Annotated in this window: 12 protein-coding genes; 6 read left to right on the forward strand and 6 right to left on the reverse strand. The window is 46.9% G+C overall.

Annotation, left to right across the window (positions count from 1 at the left end):
- Window positions 1–129: 129 nt before the first annotated feature.
- The gene (gene cspD, locus JAO78_RS08460) at window positions 130–342 is read right to left on the reverse strand and encodes a cold shock domain-containing protein CspD (RefSeq protein ID WP_226750933.1); all 213 of its coding nucleotides are present in this window, start codon (window positions 340–342) and stop codon (window positions 130–132) included.
- A 201-nt stretch (window positions 343–543) separates the two neighbouring features.
- Between cspD and clpS the strand changes: the two genes are divergently transcribed.
- Together clpS and clpA are read left to right on the forward strand one after the other, a co-directional pair.
- Window positions 544–864 carry an ATP-dependent Clp protease adapter ClpS gene (gene clpS / locus JAO78_RS08465; RefSeq protein WP_226750934.1) on the forward strand — a complete coding sequence of 107 codons (321 nt, stop codon included), beginning with the start codon at window positions 544–546 and terminating at the stop codon, window positions 862–864.
- A gap of 62 nt (window positions 865–926) precedes the next feature.
- Entirely contained in the window at window positions 927–3,191 is a 2,265-nt protein-coding gene (gene clpA / locus JAO78_RS08470) for an ATP-dependent Clp protease ATP-binding subunit ClpA (protein ID WP_226750935.1), read from the forward strand.
- 135 nt (window positions 3,192–3,326) lie between these two features.
- On the opposite strand, the gene infA is transcribed toward clpA, so the two are convergent.
- The 4 genes from infA to trxB form a co-directional block, all read right to left on the reverse strand.
- Entirely contained in the window at window positions 3,327–3,545 is a 219-nt protein-coding gene (gene infA, locus JAO78_RS08475; protein ID WP_008610216.1) for a translation initiation factor IF-1, read from the reverse strand.
- Window positions 3,546–3,640: 95 nt separating this feature from the next.
- Complete coding sequence (locus JAO78_RS08480) at window positions 3,641–4,366, reverse strand: arginyltransferase (RefSeq protein ID WP_226750936.1); 726 nt, start codon at window positions 4,364–4,366, stop codon at window positions 3,641–3,643.
- A gap of 8 nt (window positions 4,367–4,374) precedes the next feature.
- Window positions 4,375–5,088 carry a leucyl/phenylalanyl-tRNA--protein transferase gene (gene aat, locus JAO78_RS08485; RefSeq protein WP_226750937.1) on the reverse strand — a complete coding sequence of 238 codons (714 nt, stop codon included), beginning with the start codon at window positions 5,086–5,088 and terminating at the stop codon, window positions 4,375–4,377.
- 172 nt (window positions 5,089–5,260) lie between these two features.
- Window positions 5,261–6,217 carry a thioredoxin-disulfide reductase gene (trxB, locus tag JAO78_RS08490; protein WP_226750938.1) on the reverse strand — a complete coding sequence of 319 codons (957 nt, stop codon included), beginning with the start codon at window positions 6,215–6,217 and terminating at the stop codon, window positions 5,261–5,263.
- 202 nt (window positions 6,218–6,419) lie between these two features.
- On the opposite strand from trxB, the gene trhA reads away from it, so the two are divergent.
- A complete protein-coding gene (trhA, locus tag JAO78_RS08495; protein ID WP_226750939.1) occupies window positions 6,420–7,058 on the forward strand; it encodes a PAQR family membrane homeostasis protein TrhA in 639 nt (212 codons plus the stop codon).
- A gap of 13 nt (window positions 7,059–7,071) precedes the next feature.
- Here trhA and JAO78_RS08500 read toward each other — a convergent pair whose 3' ends face one another.
- Window positions 7,072–8,130, reverse strand: coding sequence for a mechanosensitive ion channel family protein (locus JAO78_RS08500; protein ID WP_226750940.1), 1,059 nt, complete (start codon window positions 8,128–8,130; stop codon window positions 7,072–7,074).
- Between the two features lie 187 nt (window positions 8,131–8,317).
- Between JAO78_RS08500 and JAO78_RS08505 the strand changes: the two genes are divergently transcribed.
- The 3 genes from JAO78_RS08505 to JAO78_RS08515 are packed head-to-tail and all read left to right on the forward strand — an operon-like array spanning window position 8,318 to window position 11,102.
- Window positions 8,318–9,553 carry a glycosyltransferase gene (locus tag JAO78_RS08505; RefSeq protein ID WP_226750941.1) on the forward strand — a complete coding sequence of 412 codons (1,236 nt, stop codon included), beginning with the start codon at window positions 8,318–8,320 and terminating at the stop codon, window positions 9,551–9,553.
- Window positions 9,550–10,308, forward strand: a complete 759-nt coding sequence (locus tag JAO78_RS08510; RefSeq protein WP_226750942.1) for a Nif3-like dinuclear metal center hexameric protein — start codon at window positions 9,550–9,552, stop codon at window positions 10,306–10,308. The genes JAO78_RS08505 and JAO78_RS08510 overlap by 4 nt, the downstream gene beginning before the upstream one ends.
- Before the next feature lie 20 nt (window positions 10,309–10,328).
- Complete coding sequence (locus tag JAO78_RS08515) at window positions 10,329–11,102, forward strand: methyltransferase (RefSeq protein WP_226750943.1); 774 nt, start codon at window positions 10,329–10,331, stop codon at window positions 11,100–11,102.
- Window positions 11,103–11,535 lie beyond the last annotated feature (433 nt).

The following is an 11,535-nucleotide window of genomic DNA, read 5'->3' on the forward strand; positions in this document are numbered from 1 at the left end:
GTGAACCTGAAACAGCTCAGCAAGGTTGTGGATTGTACTCGGGCAGTTTAGTAAGCCACATCGGTTATTGGGGCAAGCTAACATTATGGCTAATGAACTTACCGAAATAACCGTAACGTGTTCGCTTACTTATTCTTCGCCAGGAAGTTTGATATTAACTGCATGTAAGCCCTTAGGCCCTTCAGACAAGTCAAACTCGACATCCTGACCCGCTTTTAGCGTGCGGTAGCCGTCCATGGTGATGGTTGAATAATGCGCGAAGATATCTTCGTCGCGCCCATCTTCCCGGATAAATCCAAATCCTTTTGCATTATTGAACCATTTTACTTTACCGGTAGCCATACTACTTACATCCTTCTCTAAGTTTAGCTATATTCTGTATGCTTGAGCTTCATGTTAGAGGAGCTTTTTGGTTGCTCCACTATCTAATGTAGATAATTTGTACAGACAGTCAAGGTATTTGCTGAAATATGCTAAATACTTTTACGCAATTTTAATTGAAGCGCCTTTGCTGGATGGCGCGCGCATGGCTATAGTTTATTTATGAGCGGTAATAACAATCCAAACGTACACTTTGATGACATTGCAGAATTAACGCGGCAACGACTGGCGCCACCCCCTATGTACAAGGTGGTTTTGCACAATGACGATTTCACGCCTATGGATTTTGTTATTGATGTGCTGTCACGGTTTTTTAACCTGCAGTACGAGCAGGCAACAGAAATTATGCTGAAAGTTCATTATGAGGGTAAAGCTGTTTGTGGCATCTACACGGCAGAAATAGCAGAAACTCGCGTACAGCAGGTCAGTGATTATGCCAAGGAGCATCAGCATCCGCTGTTATGCACCATGGAGCGAGCATAATCCAATGGGAACACCGACTGTGGTCGGAGAATTATCTAACTCAGGTGGATTAGGAGTAGTGCATGTTAAATAAAGATCTTGAGTTGACACTGAATGCGGCTTTCAGGTTCGCGCGTGACCGTCGTCATGAATTCATGACAGTAGAACATCTGCTGTTGTCCTTACTCGATAACCCTGCAGCAGGAGCAGCGTTAAAATCCTGCGGGGCTAATATTGATAAATTGCGCCACGAATTGGCCAGCTTTATTGACTCCACTACACCCGTATTACCCGAAGGCGAACTCGAGCGGGATACCCAACCTACTTTAGGTTTTCAACGGGTTTTACAGCGCGCGGTATTTCACGTGCAGTCTTCAGGTAAGTCAGAAGTCACCGGCGCCAATGTGTTGGTGGCGATTTTCTCAGAACAAGAGTCTCAGGCGGTGTATCTTCTGAAAAAAATCGATATCACACGCTTAGATGTAGTCAATTACATTTCACACGGCATCGCTAAAACCGAAAAGCTGGAGCAGCATGACGATACGCCCCCTGAAGAAATGGGCGAATCCTCGGCTGATGAGCATCGTTATTTAGAAAACTTCACCGCAAACTTAAATCAATTAGCGAAAAATGGTCAAATTGATCCGTTAATTGGCCGTGATGCCGAAGTCGAGCGGGCGGTACAAATTTTATGTCGGCGTAAAAAGAATAACCCTTTACTGGTTGGTGAAGCCGGGGTGGGCAAAACCGCCATTGCCGAGGGCCTAGCGTGGCGTATTGTGCAACAACAAGTGCCTGAGGTGATTGCTGATGCAACGATTTACTCATTGGATATGGGCGCGTTACTGGCCGGTACCAAATACCGTGGCGACTTTGAGAAACGCTTAAAATCGTTACTAAAAGAAGTGGAACAAGAAAAAAATGCCATCTTATTTATTGATGAAATTCATACCGTAATTGGTGCTGGTGCCGCCTCTGGTGGCGTTATGGATGCCTCGAATTTAATTAAACCGTTATTATCCAGTGGGCGTTTACGCTGCATGGGTTCAACAACCTATCAAGAATTTAAAAGTATCTTTGAAAAAGATACTGCCTTGGTACGTCGTTTCCAAAAAATTGATGTGTTAGAACCGAGTGTTGACGACACGACGCGTATTTTAATTGGTTTAAAAGAGCGTTATGAAAAACATCACAACGTTAAATATACCCAAAAAGCGTTGCGTGCGGCAGCGGAGTTATCGGCAAAATACATTAACGAACGGCATTTACCAGACAAAGCTATCGATGTCATAGATGAAGCCGGCGCGTCACAACGCTTATTACCGGCCTCTAAGCGCCGTAAAACGATTAACGTGGCAGAGATTGAACAAGTTATTGCCAAAATTGCGCGCATCCCTGAGAAGTCGGTATCGGCTTCAGATAAAGATGTGTTAGCCAATTTAGATCGTAATCTAAAAATGGTGGTGTTTGGTCAGAACGAACCGATTGATGTATTAACCTCGGCCATTCGTTTATCTCGCTCAGGTTTGGGCAATGAAGAAAAGCCGATCGGTAATTTCTTATTTGCGGGGCCAACCGGTGTGGGTAAAACCGAAGTGACCAAGCAATTGGCAAAAGTGATGGGCGTAGAGTTATTACGCTTCGATATGTCTGAATATATGGAACGCCATGCGGTGAGCCGCTTAATTGGCGCGCCGCCAGGCTATGTCGGGTTTGAACAAGGCGGCATGTTAACCGATGCCGTGTCAAAGCATCCCTATTCGGTGGTGTTGTTAGATGAAATTGAGAAAGCGCACTCCGATATCTACAACATTCTGCTGCAGGTTATGGATCATGGCACCCTAACCGATAATAATGGCCGTAAGATTGATTTTAGAAACGTGGTGTTGGTGATGACCACCAATGCGGGTGTACAAGAAACCATCCGTAAAACCATTGGCTTTAAGCAACAAGATCATAGCCATGATGCGTTAGCCGAAATTAACCGGACTTTTAGCCCTGAGTTTCGTAACCGCTTAGATGGCATTATTTGGTTTAAGCATTTAGATCCTGCCATTATTTTGCAAATCGTTGATAAGTTTATCTGTGATCTGCAAGTGCAGTTAGATAAAAAACAGGTGTCGTTAGAGTTAACTGCCGAAGCAAGACAATGGTTAGCAGACAAAGGCTATGATCCGGCAATGGGCGCACGGCCGATGGCGCGGGTAATTCAAGAGCATTTGAAAAAGCCGTTAGCGAACGAAATCTTATTTGGTAGTTTAAGCAGTGGCGGCGACGTGAAAGTCAGCTTAGTTGCTGATGCGCTGCAGTTTGATTATCAATCGAGCCAAGCTTTAGCGGATGCCTGATGAGAAAGCAGTTGCTGCCTAATCGGGTAGTGGCTTCTTGTTTAATTACTCGTCATCAAAAATGATTTAACGCAAAAACCCGGCTAATGCCGGGTTTGTCCAATAAACGAAAGCGTGTTCGTTTTTGGCTAATGCTTAACGCTGACGGAAAACGATCCGGCCTTTGGTTAAGTCGTACGGCGTCAGTTCAACCGTGACTTTGTCACCCGTTAAGATGCGGATATAGTTCTTACGCATTTTGCCAGAGATATGAGCGATCACAACGTGACCGTTTTCTAGTTCAACTTTGAACATCGTATTTGGCAGGGTATCCAAAATGGTACCTTGCATCTCAATTACATCTTCTTTCGCCATTCAGCGTACTCGCCTCTATAAAAAATTGGGTGCCTTCGAAAAACAGCGCAGATTGTGCCGAAAAGCCGTCGATAAGTAAAGCAGCAAGCGCTTTTTTACGCAAATGAATGCCAGTAACCATTAAAAAAACGCTGATGAGGTCGAAATTCGCTCTTATAGGCCATTTTTTGGCAGCCTTCAATTTGATAGCCAAGATAAACAAAACGCCGATCGGTGGTCGCGGCGAAGTCTAATAGATATAAAATCGCCAGCTTACCCGGTGAAAACCGAGCCCCTTCAGCAGCGAAAAAAGTATAAACCGCGGAAAAACTATCACTAAGATCATCAATGATACTGACTGCCATTAACACATCAGCTTGATACAGCTTTAACAAGCGGATAGGTTGCCAGTAGCTATGTAATAACGAGTGTAACTGTTCATCTGTAGCCGGAAACATCACACTGTCAGCATGTTTAAAAGCGATATAGCGGCTGAATAGGGCAAATAACTCGGTGTATTCTGCGCTATCAATTTGGGGGGCGTCACTCAGTTTATAATGCCAACGTTCGCGTTGTGCTTTATTTAATATGCGTCGCTGTGCAGCACTAGGTTGAAAATCGCTCACCAGTATCCGTAATGATTGGCAGGCGCTGCACGCTGCACAGTGCGGCCGATAAATCTGATCACCGCTACGTCGAAAATTATAGGTGATGAGTTGGCTATAGGTATCGGCTTCAATTGGCTCAGGACCAATTAATACGGCTAATTGTTCTTGTTTTTCAGGGAGGTAACTGCAGGTTGTCGGCTGCGTTAAACCAAATTGTAAGGCAATATTTTCCATTCAGCGCCTTAATACTGCAACGTTAAGGTTTGCGCTTGCCAATGTTTTGCAGGAGCCGGCAGAGTGCGGAGTTGTTGCAGTAATTCGAGGTAATCGGCTCTTGGCATGGTACTAGCACCTTGTTTTAATAAAAAAGGGTTGGGTAGCTGACAATCAATCCAGCCCGGTGCATAACGCTGTAAATGTTGTTGTAGCGCAACGAGCGCGAATTTAGCGCCATTGTCGATAAGGTTGAACATCGATTCTCCACAAAACAGCTGGCCTAATTGTACACCGTACAATCCTCCAACTAACTGCTGCTGTTGCCAGATTTCAATACTGTGTGCTAAGCCCTGTTGATGAAGCGCAATATAGGCTTGTTGAATATCAGGCAAGATCCACGTTTGTGCTTGGCTTGGCCTCGGGGCCGCGCAAAGTTTCACCACGGCAGCAAAATCAAGATTAAGGGTAATCTGCAGATCGGATTTTTGCCATTGTTTACGCAAGGTGCGATTTAATTGCAGCGTGTTAGGAGGAAATACTGCACGCGTACCCGGGCTCCACCATAACAGCGGATCGCCATCGGCAAACCAAGGAAAAATACCAGACTGATAAGCCAACGTTAACCGTGCCACCGATAAATCCCCGCCCATCGCCAACAAACCATCCGGCTCGGTCAACGCTTGACTTACCGGGGGGAAAACAAGTGAATTAACAGTTAGCTCAGGCAAATAAATCGGCATAGCAATGTCCGGTTAAAAAGCGCTAAAAACCCCGTTACAACGCCAACCTGTCTCAGAGTGCGGTCAGACCAGTGTCTGAGTGTGGTCTAACCTGTCTCAGAGTGCGGTCTGACCAGTCTCAGAGTGTGGTTGGACCTCACTCTGAGACGTTTAAGGTGTTAACGGGGATGGCTTATTTGGCAAGGGCGTCTAGGTAGCGCTCAGCATCTAGTGCAGCCATACAGCCTGAACCGGCTGAGGTGATGGCTTGACGATAAATATGGTCGGCAACATCACCGGCAGCGAAAACGCCTTCAATACTGGTTTGTGTCGCGTTGCCTTCAGTACCACTGTGTACTTTCAGGTAGCCGCCGTTCATTTCTAGTTGTCCAGCGAAGATGTCGGTATTCGGTTTATGACCAATGGCAATAAAGACGCCTTGTAAGGCGATATCTTTAGTCGCTTCCCCTTGGGTTGAGGCTAAACGTACACCATTCACGCCCATATCATCGCCTAGCACTTCTTCTAAGGTGCGGTGCGTGTGCAGAATAATGTTACCGCTGGCCACTTTAGCCATTAAACGGTCGATTAAGATTTTTTCCGCTTTGAAGGTATCGCGGCGGTGCACTAAATGCACTTCTGCAGCGATATTGGCTAAATACAGCGCTTCTTCCACTGCGGTATTACCGCCACCGATCACTGCTACTTTTTGGTTACGATAGAAGAAACCATCGCAGGTAGCACACGCTGAAACGCCACGGCCGCTATAAGCTTGCTCTGACTCTAAACCTAGATATTTAGCCGAAGCACCGGTACAGATTATCAGCGCATCGCAGCTGTATTGGCCGTTATCACCCGTTAAAATAAAGGGGCGCTGTTGTAATTGCACGGTATGAATATGGTCAAACACGATCTCGGTATTGAAGGCTTCTGCGTGAGCCTGCATCCGTTCCATTAGCGCTGGGCCTGTTAAACCATGCGCATCACCGGGCCAGTTTTCGACTTCAGTGGTGGTGGTTAATTGACCACCTTGCTGCATACCGGTAATTAATACCGGTTGTAAGTTAGCACGGGCGGCATAAACGGCGGCCGTGTAACCGGCAGGGCCTGAGCCAAGAATAAGTAATTTGCTGTGTTTTATCTCTGACATCAGAGCGCTCCATTATCAATCATCAAAACAAGTAGGCGGATTCTACGGCAAAGGCCGAGCAAAGCGAAACCCCGTAAAGCGGATATGCGGGTGTTTTGCTGTAAATAAAGACGAACAGACAGTTAAAATTGTCGACTGTGGTTAGGCATTAGCGATAAAGCTGGTAAGATGAGTTGCATTATCGCACTTATTTTAAGATGTTATGAGTCATTACAGCCGTTTAGAAGATCAATTACACAGTTTAAGCCATGGTATTGGTGCCTTACTGGCTTGTGTCGGTGGCTATGCCTTGTTTTCACATACCCTAGAGGGGGATGTTTGGCAGCGGGTGGCCGCGCTACTTTATGCCAGTGCTTTGGTGCTGCTGTATAGCAGTTCTTGTTTGTATCATGCGGTGGTGGATCCGGTATTAAAGTTTCGCTTTAGACAGCTAGATCACGCCGCAATTTTTATTTTAATTGCGGGTACTTACAGCCCTATAACCTTAGTCAGTTTGCGGGAGCATTGGGGCTTGGCGTTGTTTGCGCTGGTTTGGACCATTGCCATTGGCGGCGTGTTGCTAGAATGGCTCACTGCGATGAAATACAAAAAATTGTCGCTGGCGCTTTATCTTGGCTTAGGTTGGGTGGCGGTTTTGGCGTTAAAACCGATGCTGCAGCAATTAGAGCCGGGGGCTTTAATGCTGCTGTTAGCCGGCGGCCTAAGTTATTCGTTTGGTGTCATTTTTTACGTTTGGAAAAGCTTGTACATGCATCATTTAATCTGGCATCTGTTTGTGATGGCCGGTAGTATTTTGCACTTTTTGGCGGTGTACTGGTATGTGCTACCCGCACCCCGCTAAGTGTGATTTAAGCTTATTGAGCAGGCGATTCGGCTTGTTCAACCGGGGTATCATTTAATATTTTTAGCTGATCTTTTAGCATTTTTAGTTGCTGCTGAAGCAGTTCTTTTTGCTCATCTTTGGCATCGCCTAACCTTTGTTCACACTCGGCAATTTGTGCCTGCAAACCTGCTTTGGCGTTCTCGCGTTGCTCTGCTTCTTCGGCTTTATCAAACACGACGCTTTCTGCCACATTTTCAGTGTGACTCGGTGTAATAGGTTGGCGCCCCACAGGGATCACCTTGCCATCATCCGGCACTTTACGTTGACTCATAAAGCTGGGTGACATAATTTCGATACCCTCACCATGCAGGGCATCTAAAACCTGTTTGCGTAAATTTGAACGTGCACTGAGTAAACTTTTTACATCAACCAACATACCGCTGATTTTATAAGTAATCGCGAAATTACCCAGCTCAAGCACTTGCACAAAGGGATCGGTTAACTGGCTATTTTCCGCCGCTTGCAGCAGCAGCGTTTCAACTTGAGCATGATGCACATCATAGCCCAAAGATAAGGTTGTTGAGACAATACAACCCGAGCTGCGCGTCACAGTAACGGCAGTACTGACCAGAAGGGTATTGGGGATCGCCACTAATTCACGGTTTTCGGTTTGGATTTCGGTATCCAGTAAACCGCGTTCTACCACACGACCGAATAGCTCCCCGACTTGAATAAAATCGCCTGTCCGAAAAGGTTTGGTCACCCTTAGCATAGTGCCGGCCATAATATTCGAAAACAGGGTGCTAGAAGAAAACGCAAATACCCCCGAAATGACTAAACCAATTAACCCAATCACTTGGTTGCGGGAGCTATCACTCACCGGTAACGCCAGGGCAATGGCTATCACACCCATCAGCGTTAGCGTTAACATGGCTAATTGCCGTGGGAAAAGGCGTTCATTGCCATCATCTTGATGGCGTTGGATTAAAAAGACGTGCGCGATCCACAAGATTGCAGTGACGATGATTGCCGTAACCGCTAGCGGTAAAAACAGCAGTATCGTTTCGTTAACTGTTTGCAACAGTGACATAAAGACGTTTTCCCTAATCGCAATGTGATGCAGACAATCTGATGTTGCTGATAATGATGAACACTAGCCAATCACCTGATTTTAATCAATGTCTTTTTATCTCAATGTCAGTGAAATACGGGGTGGCAACACAGATGCTATTTACAGGCTTAGCAGGTAGAATATGGCCTTTTGAATAGGAGCCAACATGCCACTGTTAGTGATTATTGGTTACGTTTGGCCTGAACCCAATTCGTCGGCGGCGGGGAGCCGAATGCTCAGTTTACTGCAGTTATTTCAACAGCAGGGCTGGCAGGTGATCTTTGCCAGTGCGGCGGAAAAAAGCCCGCATCGCTTTGCTTTAGAAAGTATTGGTGTTACTGAGCAGAGCATTACACTGAACGACAGCCGTTTTGATCAATGGATCGCTGAGTTACAACCTGCTGCCGTATTGTTCGATCGTTTTATGTTAGAAGAACAATTTGGCTGGCGCGTAGCCGAGGCTTACCCAGAGGCTTTACGTTTACTTGATATGGAAGACGTGCATGCGCTGCGCCATGCCCGGCATGAAGCTGTTAAGCAGCAGCGACCGTTGCAGCTAGCTGACTTGAACAATGAACTTGCTATGCGTGAAGTGGCCGCGATTTATCGTTGTGATCTTACCTTGGTGATTTCTGAGTATGAGCTGCAATTATTACAACAGCATTATCAGCTGCCAGCCAACTTAATGGCCTATTGCCCATTTTGGCAAACTGAGCCGGTTGCTAGCGCGCCTGGCTTTGCTGAACGGCAGCACTTTATTAGTATTGGTAATTTCCGGCATGCGCCCAATTGGGATGCCGTATTGTGGTTAAAGCAGCAGTTATGGCCACAGATCCGAGCGCAGTTACCCCAAGCAGAGTTGCATATTTATGGAGCCTATCCGCCACCCAAAGCCACCGCCTTACATAATGCTCGAGAAGGTTTTTTAGTGAAAGGCTGGGTAGATAATGCCGAGCAGGTTATGCGTCAAGCCCGAGTCTGTTTAGCGCCGCTGCGCTTTGGCGCCGGTTTAAAAGGCAAGTTATTGCAAGCCATGCAATGTGGCACACCCAGTGTGACGACGCCTATTGGTGCAGAAGGGATGACCATCGACAGTGGCTGGGCCGGTCAGATTGCCCAGACTAGCAGCGAGCAGGCAGCTGCCGCCTGTCAGTTGTATCAAGATGCTGCCGCTTGGCAAAGCGCGCAACAGCAAGGTTATCACATTCTAGCTAAGCGCTTTGACAGTGATCAAGCTCAGTATTTTTGGCAGCGATTACAACCGCTGCTGGTCGAAACGGCTCTAACGCGAGCAGAGCGGCGCGCCAGCAATTTTACTGGCCAGATGTTACAATCGCATGCTTATCGTAGTACCCGTTATATGGGGCAGTGGATAGAAGCGAAAAATAGGAAAATGCCATGATTGAACGCCAACAGTTAGTCGACTATTTGGATCAGTTACTCGACAGTGGGCGCATTAAAGATTATTGCCCTAATGGTTTGCAGGTAGAAGGCAAAGCACAGATCCAAACCGTGGTCACTGGTGTCACTGCCAGCATGGCGCTATTAGAGCAAGCGGCGGCCTTAAATGCCGATGCCATCCTGGTGCATCATGGTTACTTCTGGAAAAATGAAGCGCCCATGGTGGTTGGCATGAAAAAGCGCCGTTTACAGCTTTTGTTAGCGCATGACATCAATTTACTGGGCTATCATTTGCCGTTAGATGTGCACCCAGCCTTAGGTAATAATGCGCAATTAGCCCAGATTTTAAATGTCGAGGCTGCAACACCGGTATTGGGTGTCGAGCCGATTGGCGTATTGCAACAAGGTGAGTTAGCCAAAGCTACGCCACTAAGCGATATTGCGGCGTTATTATCAGAAAAATTGCAGCGCGACCTGTTGGTGGAAGATGTGGGCATTGGTGCTGTAACCAAATTAGCATGGTGTAGCGGCGGCGGCCAAGGCTATATCGAGCAAGCCGCAGCGGCCGGGGCACAGCTATTTATTAGTGGTGAAGTTTCAGAGCAAACTATTCACTGTGCGCGCGAGCTGGGCATTCATTTTATTGCCGCAGGCCATCACGCCACAGAGCGTTATGGTGTAAAAGCTTTGGGTGAGCATTTAGCCGCTGAGCTGGGTTTAACCGTACATTTTGTTGATATTGCTAACCCGGCCTAAGCCGCCGACAAAGAGGCGCAATGCGCGATAAATTAACCGATCGTAATTTTGATCAATTAGCTGAGCGTTTCCAGCAAAACATTTATAACACCAGCAAGGGGCAGTTACGCCAAGCGGTGTTAATGCGCGATCTCTTGGCGCTACCGCTGTTAGCTAAGCCTTGTTCGGTGTTAGATGTCGGCGGTGGTCAGGGGCAACTCGCTTTGCGGCTAGCAGCCTTGGGGCATCAGGTGCACTTAACCGATATTTCTGCCGACATGTTGGAGATTGCACAGGCGCAGGCTGCAGCGGCAAACTTGTCGCAACAGTTTCGCTTTACCCATAGCCCATTACAAACCTTGGCGAGTCAACTTGCCGGGCAACAGTATCCGCTGGTGCTTTGTCATGCGGTATTAGAGTGGTTGGTTGATCCGGCCAGCGCAATTCAACAATTACGGCAAGTGCTGGCACCCGGTGGCATTTTGTCTCTGATGTTTTTTAATAAAGACGCGCTTCGCTTTAGTAATATTGTGTATGGCAACTTTGATTACGTAAAAGCCGATATGCGAGTGAAAAAACCGGTACGCTTAAGCCCACAGCAGCCGTTACTGCAAGCGGATGTGCTGGCGTGGTGTCAGCAAGCGGGGTTCAGCGTCATCAGTAAAAGTGGTGTACGCTGTTTTCATGATTATTTACGTGATCGTCAGCTACAAATCACTCAATACAGCGAACTTGAAGCACTCGAGTTACAATACAATCAACAAGAGCCGTATGCGTCGTTAGGGCGTTACACGCATTTGCTGTTGCAAGGTTAAGCATAATGCCGTGATATCTAGCTTTAGCTTCGGGGGCAGATACCAAGTCCCTTAACCTTTTCGCCGTTGGCGAGATACTTTCTTTTGCGTCGCCAAAAGAAAGTATCCAAAGAAAATGCGACCCCACTTCCGCTCGAAAGCCCGACTGCTCATGCGTTGTCCAAGGCGAAAACGTAACTCGCGCGGCGCTACCGTCGCCGCACTCAAACACCCGTTTTCTTAAAACCTTGGACAACGATGATCAGTCGGCTCGCTCTAAGGGGAATAAAATCCAGAGTAAGCTTCAAGCTTCGGGGCAGATACCAAGACTCTATTGATGAGTTAATAGCGAAGTAAACGTTGGCTTAAGACGTCTTTTCAGGATGAAAAAGAGCAGCGTACACGGATGTATTTACCGCGTGCTCCAGTCAAAGCTTTACGGAGAATTTAACCT

Origin of the sequence: Alishewanella maricola, assembly GCF_016343785.1 — a bacterium.
Lineage (GTDB): Bacteria > Pseudomonadota > Gammaproteobacteria > Enterobacterales > Alteromonadaceae > Alishewanella > Alishewanella maricola.